This window comes from Niveispirillum cyanobacteriorum (genome assembly GCF_002868735.1).
In the GTDB taxonomy this organism is placed as follows: Bacteria; Pseudomonadota; Alphaproteobacteria; order Azospirillales; family Azospirillaceae; genus Niveispirillum; species Niveispirillum cyanobacteriorum.
Genome location: NZ_CP025612.1, coordinates 385,232 through 401,707, shown reverse-complemented (window position 1 = coordinate 401,707; position 16,476 = coordinate 385,232). Strand labels below are relative to the sequence as shown.

The window sequence follows — 16,476 nt, the reverse complement described above, 5'->3', positions numbered from 1 at the left end:
TCGCCCCGGATTCCGGTCGTTTCAAGCCGACGATGACAATTCCGTGAAACGCTGTCTATCGCAGCGGCCGATTTTTTTGCACATGTCCCCGCCTTGCCTGTGTGTTGAAAGGCCGCGCGCAATGGTGTTTCCTGCCGCCCGGTATTTGATACCCAACACATCCTGACGGGGACTTCTTCCATGCGCTTCCAGACCCTCGACACCATCGATGTCACCGGTAAGACGGTGCTTGTCCGCGCCGACCTGAACGTGCCTGTCGCCGATGGGCAGGTGACCGACACGACCCGCATCGACCGTCTGGTCCCCACATTGAAGGAGATCGCGGCCAAGGGCGCCAAGGTTGTCGTCATGTCGCATTTCGGTCGTCCCAAGAATGGCCCCGACACAAAGAACAGCCTGCGTCAGGTGGTGCCCGCCGTGGAAAAGGCGCTCGGCGCGCCCGTCGCCTTTGCGGAGGATTGCGTGGGTGAGAAGGCAGCATCCGCCATCGCCGCCCTGCCCGCCGGCGGCGTGCTGATACTGGAAAACACCCGTTTCCATGCGGGTGAGGAAAAGAACGATGCCGATCTGGCCAAGGGGCTGGCGGCATTGGGCGATGTGTATGTGAACGACGCCTTTTCCTCCGCCCACCGCGCGCATGCCTCCACCGAAGGCATCGCCCGCCTGCTGCCCAGCGCCGCCGGCCGGCTGATGCAGGCGGAACTGGAAGCCCTGGGCAAGGCGCTGGCCGCACCGGAACGTCCCGTGGCGGCTGTGGTCGGTGGGGCCAAGATCTCCACCAAGCTGGACCTGCTGCTGAACATGGTGTCGAAGGTCGATATCCTGGTGCTGGGCGGCGGCATGGCCAACACCTTCCTGTTCGCGCAGGGCGTGTCGGTTGGGTCTTCCCTGTGCGAGCGTGACATGGCCGACCAGGCCCGCGCCATCATGGAAAAGGCCGCCGCTGGTGGGTGCGAGATCGTGCTGCCGGTCGACGGCCTGATGTCGCGGGAGTTCAAGGCCAATGCCGATCACCGTGTCACAGCCGTCACCGACATCCAGGACGGCGAGATGATGCTGGATGCCGGCCCCGCAACCGTGGAACTGGTGGGCAAGAAGCTGGAAGGGGCCAAGACCCTGGTCTGGAACGGCCCGTTCGGTGCCTTTGAGCTGGTGCCGTTCGACAGCGCCACCAACGCCGTGGCCGCCATCGCCGCCAACCTGACGGCGCAAGGCAAGCTTCTGTCGGTGGCCGGCGGTGGTGATACCGTGGCAGCATTGGAACATGCCGGTGTGGCGTCCGGCTTCTCCTATGTCTCCACGGCGGGCGGTGCCTTCCTGGAATGGCTGGAAGGCAAGGAACTGCCGGGTGTGGCGGCGCTGGAGAAGCACGCCTGATCGCCATGCCAAACTGGCAAACGAAAGGGGGCCGGAAGGCCCCCTTTTTCTTTGATGGCTTATGAGGCTGCGGCCATGCGCCGCTTGGCCTTCTGCGGTGTTGGTGACATGTTTGTGTCATCAACCCCAAACGGAGGGCCGATCATGCCGCCCCTGGTCCGTTTCATGCTGCGTCACGCCGCCATGGGCTTTGCCCTGGGGCTGGTTGTTGCCGCCATCATTGTCGCCACCGATGCGCTGCATCTGCGCAGTCTCGCCATGGCCACCCAGATGGGCTGGCTGGGGCTTGGCGTCTTCTGTTTTCTGACGGGTCTGACCATCGGTTCCCTGCAGATCGGCTTTGCCGTCATGCTGCAAGGGACCGGTGATGATAGGGATGGTCCCGGCGGCGGGCACGGGGCCCGGCTGGTGCCGATCCCCGTGCGGGTCCACCGCCGGCGGTAACCGTCAGGCCTTCTGCACGACGCCATCCACCCGGCGGTTCAGGCCCAGAGGATTGTCGCGCTTCAACGCCGCCGGCAGCAGGGCATCGGGGATGTCCTGATAGCAGACAGGGCGCAGGAAGCGGTCGATAGCCAGCGACCCGACAGAGGTGCTGCGCGGGTCGCTGGTGGCCGGGAACGGACCGCCATGCACCATGGCGTGGCAGACCTCCACACCCGTGGGCCAGCCATTGGCCAGGATACGGCCCGCCCGGCGCTCCAAGGTCGGCAGCAGGGTGGCGGCGACGCCATGGTCACCCTCGTCCAGATGCACCGTGGCGGTCAACTGGCCCTCCAGATGCTCCAGCACCTCCTTCAGCACGCCGAGGTCAGGGCAGCGGATGATGACGGAGGAGGAACCGAACACTTCAGCCCCCAGCGCGTGGTCGGACAGGAAGTCGGCAGCGGTGACGGCGAACAGGGCACCTGCCCCCTTATTGCCCCCGACCTCGGCCACGCGTGCCACGGTGGTGACCTTTTCGTGCCCGGCCAGGGCAGCAACGCCGGTGCGGTAGGCCTGGCAGATGCCGGGCGTCAGCATGGTGATGGGGGCGACATTCGCCAGGGCGGATGAGGCGGCAGCAATGAACCGCTCCAGGTCGGGGCCATCAACGGCCAGGATCAGGCCAGGATTGGTGCAGAACTGCCCCGCCCCCATGGTCAGCGAGCCGACGAAGGCCGTGCCCAGCGCTTCGGCGCGCGCCGACAGGGCGGCGGGCAACAGGATGACGGGGTTGATGCTGCTCATCTCCGCGTAGACGGGGATGGGTTCGGGACGCGACTGTGCGATGCGGATCAGGGCCTGACCACCGCCACGCGACCCAGTGAAGCCCACGGCCTTGATGCGCCAATCGGCGACCAGGGCCTGCCCAAACTCCCGCTGCGTGCCGGACAGCATGGAGAAGACACCTTCATGGAAGCCCAGTTCGGCCACGGCGGCGGCAATCGCCTCGCCCACCAGTTCGGACGTGCCGGGATGGGCCGAATGCACCTTCACCACCACGGGGCAACCGGCGGCCAGCGCCGAGGCCGTGTCGCCACCGGCGACGGAGAAGGCCAGCGGGAAATTGGAGGCACCGAACACCGCGACGGGGCCGACCGGGATGTTGCGCAGACGCAGGTCAGCGCGGGCCATAGGCTTGCGTTCCGGCAAGGCCGGGTCGATGCGGGCACCCAGCCAGTCGCCATTGCGCAGCACGGATGCGAACAGGCGCAACTGGCCGACCGTGCGGCCCCGCTCCCCCTCTAGCCGGGCGCGCGGCAGGCCCGTTTCGGCCCCGGCACGGTCCAGCAATTCATCGCCAATGGCGACAATATTCTCAGCGATCTTTTCCAGCAGGCGTGCACGATCCTCCGGCGCCGCCTCCCGGAACCCGTCAAAGGCGGCCCATGCCAGCGCGCAGGCCTGATCGACATGGGCGGGTGTGGCTTGCGCGAAGGCCGGTTCGATCTGAGCATCCGCGGCCGGATCGACAGCCTTGAACCCGGCCTCGGTGGCGATACGGCTACGACCGATCAGCAAATTGCCATGCAAAGACATCAAACACTCCCGCTTTGTCGGTGTTCCCTCCAGGGCCCCGGGTCAACCGGGGCCGATCGGCGGTATTGTTACCGCTAACCATGTTGCTCTGGCAAGCAGCATGGTGGGAAGGCAGCATAGCGTGATTTGATGACGGATGCGGAGGGCCAAAACAAAAAACCGGACAGCCCGGGACAACCTTCACCTTGCTGGAAAGCCCAGCAAGTTCTTCACAAGAAGATTTGAAAGTTGTCACCAGCTTCCGGCCTGTCACCCCCAATCAACATTGGGAGGAGATGGTGCCCCGAGTCGGATTTGAACCAACGGCCTACCGCTTACGAAGCGGTTGCTCTACCGCTGAGCTATCGGGGCGCCGTCGCGGTGAAGTGGGCGGGGTTATAGCCAAGGGACTTGAGGTTGGCAACAGTGAAATTTGCCTGATCAGCCGATTATCATCGTCAAGCGCCGCATGGCACCAATGCTTGTATCGTTCCGGGGGCGAACCGGTTGGCGTTGCCGGTATTCGGGCCGGTTCCTGGGGGAATGATGACGGAATGGGTGGTGCCGCTGGTCCTGTGCGCGGCCCTGATGCATGCGGGATGGAACAGTCTGCTGAAGGGCGGGGGCGACCGGCTGGTGGGGATCACCATGCTGAATGTCTGGTGTGCAGTGGCGGGTGTCGCCCTGTTGCCCTTTGTGCCGGCCCTGCCGGTGGCGGCCTGGCCCTATCTGGCGGCGTCGCTGGCCTTCCACACGGGATATCAGCTGTTTCTGGTCCGCACCTATCGGCTGGGTGACCTGTCACAGGTCTATCCTGTGGCGCGTGGCGCCGCCCCGCCAATGGTAGCCCTGGTCGGGTTGGTCTTGGGCACCGATCCGTTGAAGCCGGTGGAAGGGCTGGCAATCGTCCTGATCGCAGGCGGCATCGCCACCCTGGCCCTGCGCGGTGGGGCCGCACTACGTGCCGATCCGCGACCTGTGCTGATGGCGTTGGCCACCGCCTGTTTCATTGCGGGCTATACAACGGTGGATGGTCTGGGTGCCCGTGCCGGCGGCCATGCCGTGGCCTATACGGTCTGGCTGTTCATCCTGAACGCCCCACCCATGGTGGCGCTGGCCTGGGCAAGGCGGGGGGGGGCCGGGCTTTGGCAGGCGACCAAGACCGGCTGGCGGCGCGATCTGGTGGGCGGGATCATGGCCATGTCCGGCTATGGCATCGCCATCTGGGCCATGACCCATGCACCCATCGCCCTGGTCGCCGCCTTGCGCGAAACCAGCGTCATCTTCGCCCTGTTGATCGCGCGGCTGTGGCTGAAGGAACCGGTGGGCCGCTGGCGCACCGGTGCCGCCCTTCTGGTCCTGGCGGGGATCGCGACACTGCGGCTGGCCTGACACCTTACCTGTAATGCGCGGCCAGTTCAGTGAACAGACGTGTGTAATAGGCGTCGGTGTCCTTCACCCGCACCATCACCTCCACATTCCCGGCCCCGTCGGGCAGCAGAAGGCCGGCGCCGATCCCCGTCCCTTCCGTCACGATATGCGTCTGGGCGCGGACCGTTTCGAACAGGTCGGGATGGAACAGGCCGGCCACCGCCGTGGGATCATGCAGGAACGCCCCCTCAGTATGGAATTTCGGCTTATCCAAGTGATAGGGCGCGTGCAGCATGCGCGCCACCTCCTCCCCAAATTTAGGCAGGGCACGGGCGGCGGCCAGCCGGGTGGGGGTGGAAATCAGCTGATGTGTGACATCGGCCGGGGCCAGCACCACCGGCACCCCGCCATTCAGCACCGATTGCGCCGCCGCCGCATCCATCCAGAAATTGAACTCGGCAAAGGGGGTGACATTGCCCCGGCGCACAAAATTGGGCGGCAACGGCCCAAATGATCCGCCCATGGCGACGATCCGCCCGATACGGGCATAGGCATCGGGTGCCGTCGCGCGCAACAACGCCAGATTGGTCAGCGGTCCCGTCGCCAGGATCGTCACGGTCCGCACCGGCATGGAGCGCAGGGTCTGCGCCATCCAGCCGACCGCATCATGCGACGCGGCCTGTCGTGCGGACGGGGCCAGCACCAGATCGCCCAGGCCGGATTCAGCAAAGGCCCCGTCGCCGGGCGGCGGTTCATCCTTGCCCAACGGCGCCTTGGCACCGGCATGCACGGGGATATCAGGCGCGCCGACATGGTCTAGGAAGGCGAGGGCATTGGCCGTCGTCCGGTCCAGCGTGACATTGCCGTTCACGGCACTGATCCCCAGTACCCGCGCGCGGTGCGGCAGGGCCAGCACCCACATCCACGCCAGAAGATCATCGGTGCCGGGATCGCCGTCCAGGATCAGGGGGATCTGCGCGCTCATCGAACCATCCTTTCAACCACAGGCCACAAGGATACGAAGCCTGCGCCCGGAAAGGAAGCGGGCTGCCGTTGACCCGCGCCGCGATCCGTGTCCATTCTTGCTAAATATCAAGAAAGCGCCCTGGGAGGGACCCTTGTTTCAAAGCCGTATCTTCACCGGCTGGTTCGTCGGCATGTTCGGCCTGTGGCTGATCCTGTTTACCGCTTTCAATGACCTGGGTTTCCTCGCTGGACACTGGTATTACCCGGCCATCATGGTGCTGGGGGCCTTCGTTGCAGGGCTGACGCCAGAAGGCGGCGGGGCCGTGGCCTTTCCCGTTCTGAACATCTTCCTGTCCGTCGACCGTACCATGGCGCGCGATTTCAGCCTGATGATCCAGAGCATCGGCATGACCAGCGCCAGCATCTTCATTCTGTCCCACAAAGACAACGTTATCAGGGACTACAAGCCCCTGCTGGCCTTCATCCCCGTCTGTTTCGTGGGCTTCGTGGCCGGTATGCTGCTTTTGCAATCGCTGCCTGTCTACATCATCCAGGCTCTGTTCCTCAGCCTGATCACCACCTTCGCCATTGCCTATGTCTGGAGCGACCATCGCGGTGACCGGCCCCGTCTGGAAACGGCGGGCTGGCGGGATCATGCGCTGCTGGGTCTGGTGCTGATCGTGGGTGGCCTATGTGCCAGCCTGTTCGGCACCGGCGCCGATATCGTGATCTATACCCTGCTGGTCACCCGGTTCCGCATAAAGGAAAAGGTGGCGACGCATATGTCCATCATCCTGATGGCCGCAATATCCATCCTTGGTTATGCCTACCGACATTTCCATGATGCCGGCCTGACGGAATACCAGGTGCGGACCTGGCTGTGCGCTTATCCGGTGGTGTTGTTCATGGCACCGTTCGGGGCCTATATCCTGGCCAAGATCAATGTGGAATGGATGCTGCGCGGCGTTGTTCTGCTGAATATCGGGCAGTTGGCCTATTTCAACCTGAACAACCCGTCGCTGGCCAAGGTCATCTGGTCCGCCATCTTCTGCGCCATCCTGATGACGATCTTCAGCCTGTCTCTATCCAGACTGACCCGCCGCCGCAGCGAAAAGGCGGCAGTGGAGAAGACGGCGGCGCAGGAGGCCTGATCCTACGCCACCAGTCGGTTATGCCCCCCGGCCCGTGCCGCGGCCAGCCGGTCATCGGCCAGCCGCGCCATGTCGGCGGGAGTCGCCATGTCCTGCTTGAAACGGGCCAATCCCGCCGATAGGGTCACGATGCCATGCGGGCTTTTCTGATGCGGAAGGGCCAGGGCCGCCACGTCGTCCAGCAACGCCCGTACCCGTGCCTCCAGTGCCACCGGATCGGTTTCGGTCAGGATGATGGCCGCCCGTGCACCGCCATGGCGATAGACCCGGTCCCCCTGCCCCACCTGCCGGGCCAGCACCCGGAACAGGGTGCGCAGGATCTGGTCGCCCGCTGCCTCCCCATAGGCGCTGTTGTAGGCCTGGAAATGGTCGATATCGGCCATAAGCAGCGCGAAGCTGGCCTTGCCCTGACGCTGCGCCAGATCGAACACGCTGCGCAGGTCGGCATCGAAGGCGCGGCGGTTATGGGCGCCTGTCAGGGCGTCGTGCAGGCTCCATTCCTCCAACTGCTTGTTGGCGGCGTCCAGCGCCTCGGTCCGCAGGGCCACCTGTTCGGCAAGGCTGTCGCTGGCCTCCCGCACGCGCACCGCCATATCCTGGAACGAGCGGGCCAGCAGGCCGATCTCGTCCTGCGTCGCCGTCGGCAACGGCGTTTCGCCGTCAGCGACGGCGGCGTAATCGCCCGCCGCCACCTTCTCCGACGCGTTCTTCAATTGCAGGATCGGGTCGGCCACCTGACGGCGCAGCAGAACGAAGACCAGAACCAGCATGGCCAGGAAATAGGCGGTACCCATGGCCATGATGGCACTGGCTGCCTGATGCGCCTTGGCCGCCACCAGCGCCTTAGGATAACGGGCCACAAACCACCAGTCGGGGCCATCCAGGCGCGTGACAGCCAAGTACGCGTCATCGGCCACATCATCAACGATCCAGACATTCTCATCCGGGCCAGGATCGCTTTTACGCCGTTCCACGCTGTCGCGGATCAGGGCATGGGTTCGCAGCAGGCCTTCATCACCAAGCTTCTTCAGATTGATGGTGGCCAGTTCCTTGCGCAGCCGGTCCATCCACAGCGGATGCGCCACCAGATGACCGTCCGCCGCCATGACGAAATTGTACGATCCCGGCAGATGGTCGGTGATCAACCGGTCCATCAGATCATTGACCAGCACGTCATGACCGGCATTGATCAGATGCTTGCCCTGATAATCGACAGGCAACTGATAGGTCACCATCCAGGCCTTGGCCGTGTGGTCATGGTAAAGCGGTGTCCAGACGGCGTGACGGTCGGGATTCTCCGCGAACATGGTGGATCGCACGACGGAAAAGGCCGTCATGTCCAGATCGGCCTCAACCTCCCGCCCCCAGGCAAAGGCAGGCCAGAACATAATCATGGCATTTTCCGGCGTGCTGATCGTCGTATTGATGAATCGATTGTGCCAGGCCGGACCGTATTCAGCCAGAAGATGATAGGACAGGACAAGACGGCGCTTCAGTTCGTCGGAAATAACCTTCTGGTTTGCGCCAATGAAACCCGACATGCCAGCGCGGCGGATACCATCGGGCCCCACCATACTGTCGAAATATTGCTGACGCAGACGCGTGGCACCATCGGCCCCACGTTCAAAGAAGGTATCAAAATCCGGGTCGGCTAAAATCGCAGGATCGGCATAGAGCGCCAGGAAACGGTCGCGAAACAGCTCCATATTGGAGGCAGCAAGCTGAAAAATGGCGCTTTCTGTGCGCCCGCGTTCCAGAAGATGCGCCTTCAAACTGTCCAGCGCCTCCCGTTCCTCCCGGTCGTAAATGGTTGAATAGACGATCGCCGTCAAGGCCAGAACGACCAGCATGGACCATCCGGCCAGCCGCACGACAAAGCGGCCGAGCAAGGTACCGGACAAGGCTGCCGGCCACCGCCATCCTGCCATCACCCGTCCCATGTGCCACCTGTCCCGCCGCAGCCAACAGGACGAAGGTTATCTTTGTATGTTTCCTCCGGTCAACCCGGGAAAGCGAACTATGGACAGACGGGACAATTTACTACGTGCGTGCCCTCAATGCGTGGCCGGCATCTTGGGTGCGGGTTCATTGCCTTTGATCATGCCCTTGGCCCGATAAAACCGTTCAGCACCGGGATGCAGCGGAATGGGAAGTGCCGACAGGGCCGTGGCCAATTGGATGGATTTGCCACGCGGATGCCCATTATCCAGCATCGACCGCGTCTGTTCGTTCCACAGCGCCGCTGTGATGTCATGCACCAGTTCCGGCTTCAGATCGCCGCGCACCACCCAGACACCCCCGACGCCCAGTGTGCGCGTGGCCGGAACCCCGTCATAAGTATCCGCATCGATCCGGGTTTCCGTGAAATGCGGCATGCGCTTCATGAGTTGCGCCGCACGGGCATCATCGAAGGGCACCAGAGCGATGGGCAGGCGCCGAGCCAGATCGGCAACCGCCGGCAATGGATAGCCACCGACGATCAGGAAGGCGTCCAGTTCCCCCGCCTCCAGCCGGTCACCGCCGGCGGCGGGGCTGAGATAAAAGGGCTTCACCGTTTTTTCAGACAGACCATAGGTGGCCAGCAAGGCGCGCGCCGTCACCAGCGTGCCCGACCCCTGCTCACCCAATGCCACCCGTTTGCCCTTTAGGTCTGCCGGATTCTTGATACCGCTATTGGCGCGGGTCACCAGATGGATGGTTTCGGTGTAAAGATTGGCGATGGCGCGCAGGTCGGGATAGGCCGTTTTCTGGAACGGGTCCTGTCCGGTCATGGCCAGATGCGCGATGTCGGCCTGGACCAGCGCCGATTCCAGACGGCGTGAGCGCATCAGGCCGATATTGTCCACCGCCCCCGACGTCGCCTGTGCCACCACGATCAGGCCCGGCACACCGCAGGCGCCCCCCCGGTCACAGGGGCGTGAACCGGGCGGATTGGAAACCGCATTGGCCAACAGGCCGCCGATCAGGAAATAGGTGCCGCCCGTGGTACCGGTGCCGATCTGGAAAAACCGCACCTGTTCCGACGCCGCCCGGGCCAGGCCCGGCAGGGCAGATACCGTCACCAGGGCCATGCCACCGGCCAACAGGCTGCGTCGTCGCAGAAGACCGGGATGGGTTTCAGCTTCGGGCGGGACGGTTTGCGGGGGTTCGGCTGGATTGGGCATGGCCTAAGCGCCCTTTCCCTTGTGGCTTACGACCATACTATGGTGCGCCTGCCGAACAATGTTCGCAACCGGAACGGGGACGAAATGGTATAGGCAGCGACAAAAGTCGGGGTCGTGTGGCCGATATCCAACGGTTTTTGTCACAAAACATTCAACAGCATCAAAAGGCCGAGCAGGGCGATGCCACCACCCGCCACGCGCGAGGCCTTGCCCCCACCAATCTGGTACAAGGTGGCCGACAGGCCCACGCCCGAAGACAGAACCAGAACACAGCCCATCAACATTCCGGGCCAGAACAGGGCGTTTCCCGTAACGGGCCCGCCCCATTGCGACAGGCTGATCCCATGCAGGGCACCTACCGCCGCCGCCATCACCAGACCGATCACCGCCGGCAGGGTAAAGGTCGCTGCCAGCAACCCGCCCAGCACGATCAGCGATGCCTCTAGCGCCAGACCGGCGAAGGGCAGATGCAAGCCGGCCCGCGTCAACAGGCCCGCAATGATCCCGGCGGCCAGCGCCAGGCCCGCCCCCGCCCCAGGCGTTCCCCGCCCCTGCATATCCAGCCATAGGCCCAAACCCAGAAGGCCGAACAGATGCACATAGGTGAGAACCGGACCTGCGATGCCGGCGGAAAGGCCCGGCGGAACCGACGCGGCATGGGCCAGACCGGGCAGCGCAATCAGGGTCAAGCACAGGGCGGCGGCAATTCGCATTCAGCATATCCCAGCATTATCTTCACCCCTTGATGGCCGCAAGCTGGGGCCCGGGTCAAGCCTAGGGGCATGCAGGATACGACCATGCGCGGGCCATTGCCCCCTACCCCCCTGTGCCGCATCGCGCTATGTAGGGGGTGGATGGCCGTACGGGCGACCGACCGGAGATTGAGAAGATGAAGCTTTATGGTGTCGTGCTCAGCCCCTATGTCACCCGGGTCCTGCTGGCGATCCGGTACAAGGGGCTGGACATCCCGGTGGTGCCACCACCGGGCGGCGGGCTGAAATCGGCGGAGTATCTGGCCATCAATCCCTATGGCAAGATGCCGGCCCTGGATGCGGGCGGGACCACGATCATCGAGTCCGAGGTGATCTGCGAATTCCTGGACGAACGCTTCCCGGACAAACCCATCCTGCCCGGCAGCGATCTGGAACGCGCCCGCGCCCGCATCATCAGCCGGGCCGCCGATCTTTATATCCTGCCCGCCCTTCTGGGCCTGCTGGGGCAGATGAACCCCGCCACCCGCGATGCGCGTCTGGTGGGGGAGAAGCTGGCGGAACTGAAGCGCGGGCGCGATGGGCTGGAAACCTTCATCGACGGTCCCTGGTGCATGGGCGACCGTTTCACCCTGGCCGACTGCGCCATGGTGCCAGCCTGTTTTTTCCTGGAAAAGTTCCTGCCGGCTTTTGGCGGCATCGACATGTTCGCCGACCATCCGCGTATGGGGGCGGTCTGGCGCCATGCCCAGAATGACCCGATGGTGGCGGCTCTTTTGAAGGAAATGAACGGCGCCCTGGATGATTTCATGCGCCGCCGCGCCGCCAATGCCTGATCCCGGACCTAGTCAGGCGTCCAGATGGGCGCGCACCAGCGGGGCCACATCCTGGGCATGAAGGCTGAACAGACCACCGGTCCAGGGCAAGTCCATGACTTGGATGTTTGGCGCTATCCCGCGCGCACGCGCCGTTACAGGTGACATGCTTTCCTGTGGATTCAGGATCAAGGTCGGCTGTTTGACCTGTTTCAACCCGCCGGCATAATCATAGGCGAAGGCTGCATCATGCCCCCATCCGCGATGCAGCGGATCGCGGTTCATTTCCCAGAAGACCTTCCAGGCCACATCGTCGCCCAGTTCATTGCGCATGCGGGCAAATTTCGACCAGAGGTCGGGCAATTGGGCCGCGGCCTGATCCAGGCTTTCGGGATGGCTGCCGGCAAGGCGGACCTTGTAATCGGCAATTTCCTGGGGCGTGAATAGCGGAGCAGAATGCAGGACCAGACGCCGCACAGCACCCGGTCGCTGCCGCGTCAGCTCCACCGCCGTGGCGGAGCCTGTATGGCTGCCGACAAGATCGACTTGTTTGAGGTTAAGCGCATCCATCAGATCGCTCATCGCACCAGCGAAATCGGCGATGGTGGATGGCTGCGGCGGACGATCCGACAGGCCAAAGCCCGGATTGTCAGCGGCAATCACCATCCGGTCACTGCCCAGAAACGGCAGGAACCGGGTGAAACCCAGGCCCGATCCGGGGGAGGCGTGAAAGCACATGACCGGCAGCTTGCCCGTCGGCTTTGCCGGTTTGACAAAATGGTAATGGATTGCGCCGAAACGGCAGGGGGCCATGTCCTGCTGCACACCGGCCGCCGCCGCCGCGGGGATCGCCCCCGTCTCCTGCGCCAAAGCGCCCTGATCCGCGACAGAGACTCCTGCGATGGCCATCCCAGCCAGCAGTAGTTGGCGGCGGTCAACAGCATCGGCGGTCACAGGCATTCTCCATCAGAGCCGGTTTCGCCGCGACAATGCCCCAGCCATCGCCCCCATGCGCGCGTCCGCGCCATAGGTCACCACAGCGCGGATAAAGCAGGCTGGGCTGCGGTACCATGCCACCGCTGTAAACTGGCCCCATCCGGTCGTTGACCGGCCCCATGGCTTGGGCGCATGGTGCCGCCCCTGACCTGCGCGCGCTCGCGCCTGTGGGTCACAGCATCCAGGACACAAACGCGCTTAAGCGGAACGAAGGACGGGAACGAACATGGTGAAGACGGTGAAGCTGGCGGTATCGACCGCTGCGACCATCGCCCTGCTGGTGGGTGCGGCCCATGCCGATGAAGGCATGTGGACCATCGACAATGTGCCGACGGCGGCCATCGCCAAGGCCACCGGCTTCACGCCGGACGCCAAGTGGCTGAAGAAGGCGCAGCTTTCCTATGTGCGTCTGGCCGGCGGCTGCTCCGGCAGCTTCGTGTCGGGCGAAGGTTTGGTGATGACCAATCACCATTGCGTCGCCGACTGCATCGCCGAACTCTCCTCCGCCGACAAGGATTATCAGGCCGACGGTTTCCTGGCCAAGACCCGCCCGGAAGAGAAGAGCTGCGCCGGGATTGAGATCAACCAGCTGGTTGAAATCACCGACGTCACCGCCCAGGTCGAAGCCGCCACCGCCGGCAAGACCGGCCAAGAATTCGCCAATGCCCGCCGCACGGTTCTGGCCGATATCGAGAAGAACTGCGCCGGCGGCGACGCCAAGCTGCGCTGTGATGCCGTGACCCTGTATCAGGGCGGCCGCTATAACCTGTACAAGTACAAGCGCTATCAGGATGTGCGTCTGGCCTTCGCGCCGGAGGCCGCTGCAGCCTCCTTCGGCGGCGACCCCGACAATTTCAACTTCCCGCGCTACGCGCTCGACATGTCGCTGCTGCGCGTTTACGAGGATGGCAAGCCGATCAAGAGCCCGAACCATTTCAAATGGTCGACCGAGGGCAGCAAGGAAGGCGATGCCAGCTTCGTCATCGGCAATCCCGGCTCCACCAGCCGCCTGCGCACCATCGCGGAGCTGGAATTCGTGCGCGACAATGTCGCCCCCTCCTTCCTGTTCTTCGCCCAGGAAAAGCGTGGCCGCCTGATCGAGTTCGGCCGCGAGAATGCCGACCGTAACCGCGAGGCGTTTGACGATCTGAACAGCATCGAGAATTCCATCAAGGTCTGGAAAGGCCGCCAGATGGCGCTGGCCGACAAGGAATTCTTCGGCGCCAAGGTCAAGGCGGAGCAGGAGCTGCGCGCCAAGATCGCTGCCGATCCGAAGCTGGCCGCCCAGGTCGGCGACGCGTTCGAACAGATCGAAAAGGCGCAAGCCCGTTACGTTCAGCTCTATCAGCGCCTGATCCATCTGGAGCGCATGCGCGCCTTCGACAGCGTGCTGGCCATGAATGCCCGTCTGGTGCTGCGCGCCGGGGATGAGCGTCTGCTGCCGTCGGGTCAGCGTCTGCGCGAATATGGTGACAGCCGTCTGCCGGCGCTGAAGCAGCGCCTGTCCAACCCGGCCCCGGTGCATGCCGACCTGGAAGTCGCCCTGCTGACCTTCTCGCTGACCAAGTTCCGCGAGCAGTTCGGCCCCGATGACGCCCTGGTCAAGGCCGTGCTGGGCAAGCAGTCGCCCGATCAGGTGGCAGCCGCCGCCGTGAAGGCCAGCAAGCTGGGCGATCCGGCCGAACGCCTGCGCCTGTTCGAGGGTGGCAAGGCGGCCATCGATGCCTCTGACGATCCGATGATCAAGCTCATGAGGGTGGTGGATGCCGCCGCCCGCGCAGCCCGCAAGTCGGTCGAAGAGGAAGTGGACGCCGTGGTCGAGCAGGCCCAGGCCCGCATCGCCAAGGCCCGCTTCGCCCTTTATGGCGACAGCGTCTATCCCGACGCCACCCTGTCGCTGCGCCTGTCCTATGGCAAGATGCAGGGCTGGACGGAACTGGATGGTACCGAGGTCAAGCCCTACACCACCATCGGTGGCCTGTATGAGCGCGACACCGGCGCCTTCCCGTTCGACATGGCCAAGAGCTGGGATGACGCCAAGGGCAAGGTCAACATGGCCACGCCGTATAACGCCGTCTCTACCAACGACATTATCGGCGGCAATTCCGGCTCCGCCGCCATCAATGCCAAGGGCGAGGTGATCGGCCTAGTCTTCGATGGCAATATCCACAGCCTATCGGGCGATTATGGCTATGAGCCCAAGCGCAACCGCACCGTCATGGTCGATGTGCGCGGCATGTCCGAGGCCCTGCGCAATGTCTATGGCGCGCAGCATATCGTTAAGGAACTGGGCCTGAAGTAAGGCCTGGGGCTTCGTTTCGTGCAAAAAGGCCGCCGGGAGCGATCCCGGCGGCCTTTGAGCTTTTAAGCGCCCGCCAAGCCAGTATCAGGGCTTGCGCTTCTTCTGCTTGTCCTTCTGCACCTCGTTCACCACGACACCGGCACCGGCGCCGGCCAGGCCGCCCAGGGCGGCACTGCCCAGGCTGCCACCCAGGACCGCGCCGGTACCGGCACCGATCAGGGCGCCACTGGCGGCGCGTTCCTGCATGTTGCTGCCGCACGCGGCCAGGGTGAAGGTCAGGGTCAGGGCGGCAATTCCGGCCTTGGCATAGGCAATCGACATAATCTTCTCCATCGCAAGTGGCGGATGAAGGATGAACATCATCGCCCGCCCGCTTGTTCCCACGCATCCGCCCCATGTCACCGCGTCATGGCAAGGGCTTCCGGGCACAACGCACCTTCGAACGACGGGATTTTTCTCAATAAAATCAAAGCGTTTGCGGATGAGGTATTATAATACCGTTTTGCAGGTCCTTGCATCTGCTGCATTTTTTGCTTGCGGTGGCAGGTCATGGGCGGTACATCACCATCCGCTTCGGTGCCAGCCCGGTGGTTGGCGCCTTCATCCGTATAAGCCCGAGTGCTCCGATGAAGACCTTTAACCTGAAGCCGTCCGAGATCGAGAAGAACTGGATTCTGATCGATGCGGAAGGCGTTGTCCTGGGTCGTCTCGCCAGCCAGATCGCCCTGATCCTGCGCGGCAAGACCAAGCCCACCTACACCCCGTTCCTGGATTGCGGTGACAATGTCATCGTCATCAATGCCGAGAAGGTCGTCCTGACCGGCAACAAGCGGAACGATGCCATGTTCTACTGGCACACCGGCTTCCCGGGCGGCATCAAGGGTCGCTCTGCCGGTCAGATCCTGGATGGCCGCTTCCCCGAGCGCGTTATCATCAAGGCCGTTGAACGCATGATCAAGCGCAGCCCGCTGGGCCGCCGCCAGATGGGCAACCTGCGCGTTTACGCCGGTGCCGAGCATCCGCACGCCGCGCAGTCGCCGGTGGTGCTGGACCTCGCCGCCAAGAACGCCAAGAACAAGCGGAGCGCCTGATAAATGGCCACGATCAACAGCCTCGCTGACCTGAAGGCCGGCGCTGCCGCCGCCTCCGTCGCCGCTGACCCGGCCGCTCCGGCTGAGCCGAAGCTCGACGCTTTCGGCCGCGCCTATGCCACCGGCAAGCGCAAGAACGCCGTCGCCCGCGTCTGGGTGAAGCCCGGCACCGGCAAGATCACCGTGAATGGCCGTGAGCTGGCGGTTTATTTCGCCCGCCCCGTGCTGCGCATGATGATCAACCAGCCGTTCCAGATCACCAGCCGCATCGAGCAGTTCGACATCATCGCCACCGTTTCCGGTGGTGGTCTGTCGGGCCAGGCCGGTGCGCTGCGTCACGGCATCTCCAAGGCCCTGACCTACTTCGAGCCGGGCCTGCGTCCGCCGCTGAAGGCCGCTGGCCTGCTGACCCGCGATAGCCGCGTGGTCGAGCGTAAGAAGTACGGTAAGGCCAAGGCCCGCCGCAGCTTCCAGTTCTCCAAGCGCTAATCGCGTTTGGTTCCCGGTTCGCCGGGCTCAGTACGGAGAAAGG

Annotated in this window: 15 protein-coding genes and 1 tRNA gene; 8 read left to right on the top strand and 8 right to left on the bottom strand. The window is 63.9% G+C overall.

Translation table 11 applies throughout. From position 1 onward, the window contains the following. The first annotated feature begins 180 nt into the window (after positions 1-180). Positions 181-1,377 (top strand): phosphoglycerate kinase, encoded by a 1,197-nt coding sequence (locus tag C0V82_RS17685; RefSeq protein WP_102113775.1) that lies wholly within the window; start codon positions 181-183, stop codon positions 1,375-1,377. 144 nt (positions 1,378-1,521) lie between these two features. Continuing rightward, positions 1,522-1,821 carry a hypothetical protein gene (locus C0V82_RS17680; protein WP_158660021.1) on the top strand — a complete coding sequence of 100 codons (300 nt, stop codon included), beginning with the start codon at positions 1,522-1,524 and terminating at the stop codon, positions 1,819-1,821. A 3-nt stretch (positions 1,822-1,824) separates the two neighbouring features. On the opposite strand, the gene C0V82_RS17675 is transcribed toward C0V82_RS17680, so the two are convergent. Both C0V82_RS17675 and C0V82_RS17670 read right to left on the bottom strand, forming a co-directional pair. Further along, the gene (locus tag C0V82_RS17675; protein WP_102113773.1) at positions 1,825-3,399 is read right to left on the bottom strand and encodes an aldehyde dehydrogenase (NADP(+)); all 1,575 of its coding nucleotides are present in this window, start codon (positions 3,397-3,399) and stop codon (positions 1,825-1,827) included. A gap of 276 nt (positions 3,400-3,675) precedes the next feature. Further along, positions 3,676-3,750, bottom strand: a tRNA-Thr gene (locus tag C0V82_RS17670). 171 nt (positions 3,751-3,921) lie between these two features. Here C0V82_RS17670 and C0V82_RS17665 point away from each other — a divergent pair. Beyond that, complete coding sequence (locus C0V82_RS17665) at positions 3,922-4,770, top strand: EamA family transporter (RefSeq protein WP_199772580.1); 849 nt, start codon at positions 3,922-3,924, stop codon at positions 4,768-4,770. A gap of 4 nt (positions 4,771-4,774) precedes the next feature. On the opposite strand, the gene C0V82_RS17660 is transcribed toward C0V82_RS17665, so the two are convergent. Beyond that, positions 4,775-5,734: a nucleoside hydrolase gene (locus C0V82_RS17660; protein WP_102113771.1), complete on the bottom strand. Its 960-nt coding sequence runs from the start codon at positions 5,732-5,734 to the stop codon at positions 4,775-4,777. Between the two features lie 133 nt (positions 5,735-5,867). On the opposite strand from C0V82_RS17660, the gene C0V82_RS17655 reads away from it, so the two are divergent. Then, the gene (locus C0V82_RS17655; protein ID WP_102113770.1) at positions 5,868-6,866 is read left to right on the top strand and encodes a sulfite exporter TauE/SafE family protein; all 999 of its coding nucleotides are present in this window, start codon (positions 5,868-5,870) and stop codon (positions 6,864-6,866) included. 2 nt (positions 6,867-6,868) lie between these two features. Here the strand turns inward: C0V82_RS17655 and C0V82_RS17650 are convergent, their stop codons facing one another. From C0V82_RS17650 to C0V82_RS17640, 3 genes are all read right to left on the bottom strand, one after another. Next, positions 6,869-8,767, bottom strand: a complete 1,899-nt coding sequence (locus C0V82_RS17650) for a GGDEF domain-containing protein (RefSeq protein ID WP_158660020.1) — start codon at positions 8,765-8,767, stop codon at positions 6,869-6,871. A 153-nt stretch (positions 8,768-8,920) separates the two neighbouring features. Next, positions 8,921-10,030, bottom strand: coding sequence for a TAXI family TRAP transporter solute-binding subunit (locus C0V82_RS17645; RefSeq protein WP_102113768.1), 1,110 nt, complete (start codon positions 10,028-10,030; stop codon positions 8,921-8,923). A gap of 140 nt (positions 10,031-10,170) precedes the next feature. Further along, positions 10,171-10,743 (bottom strand): HupE/UreJ family protein, encoded by a 573-nt coding sequence (locus C0V82_RS17640; RefSeq protein WP_102113767.1) that lies wholly within the window; start codon positions 10,741-10,743, stop codon positions 10,171-10,173. Positions 10,744-10,919: 176 nt separating this feature from the next. On the opposite strand from C0V82_RS17640, the gene C0V82_RS17635 reads away from it, so the two are divergent. Further along, positions 10,920-11,576 (top strand): glutathione S-transferase family protein, encoded by a 657-nt coding sequence (locus tag C0V82_RS17635; protein WP_102113766.1) that lies wholly within the window; start codon positions 10,920-10,922, stop codon positions 11,574-11,576. 12 nt (positions 11,577-11,588) lie between these two features. On the opposite strand, the gene C0V82_RS17630 is transcribed toward C0V82_RS17635, so the two are convergent. Then, positions 11,589-12,509 (bottom strand): alpha/beta fold hydrolase, encoded by a 921-nt coding sequence (locus C0V82_RS17630; RefSeq protein WP_158660019.1) that lies wholly within the window; start codon positions 12,507-12,509, stop codon positions 11,589-11,591. Positions 12,510-12,777: 268 nt separating this feature from the next. Here C0V82_RS17630 and C0V82_RS17625 point away from each other — a divergent pair, with 268 nt between their 5' ends. Then, positions 12,778-14,853 carry a S46 family peptidase gene (locus C0V82_RS17625; RefSeq protein ID WP_245924273.1) on the top strand — a complete coding sequence of 692 codons (2,076 nt, stop codon included), beginning with the start codon at positions 12,778-12,780 and terminating at the stop codon, positions 14,851-14,853. A gap of 84 nt (positions 14,854-14,937) precedes the next feature. Here C0V82_RS17625 and C0V82_RS17620 read toward each other — a convergent pair whose 3' ends face one another. Continuing rightward, positions 14,938-15,174 carry a hypothetical protein gene (locus tag C0V82_RS17620; RefSeq protein ID WP_102114371.1) on the bottom strand — a complete coding sequence of 79 codons (237 nt, stop codon included), beginning with the start codon at positions 15,172-15,174 and terminating at the stop codon, positions 14,938-14,940. A 305-nt stretch (positions 15,175-15,479) separates the two neighbouring features. Between C0V82_RS17620 and rplM the strand changes: the two genes are divergently transcribed. Both rplM and rpsI read left to right on the top strand, forming a co-directional pair. Beyond that, the gene (rplM, locus tag C0V82_RS17615; protein ID WP_094456741.1) at positions 15,480-15,944 is read left to right on the top strand and encodes a 50S ribosomal protein L13; all 465 of its coding nucleotides are present in this window, start codon (positions 15,480-15,482) and stop codon (positions 15,942-15,944) included. 3 nt (positions 15,945-15,947) lie between these two features. Beyond that, on the top strand, positions 15,948-16,433 hold the full coding sequence (rpsI, locus tag C0V82_RS17610) for a 30S ribosomal protein S9 (RefSeq protein WP_102113764.1): 486 nt from the start codon (positions 15,948-15,950) through the stop codon (positions 16,431-16,433). The last annotated feature ends 43 nt before the right edge of the window (positions 16,434-16,476 follow it).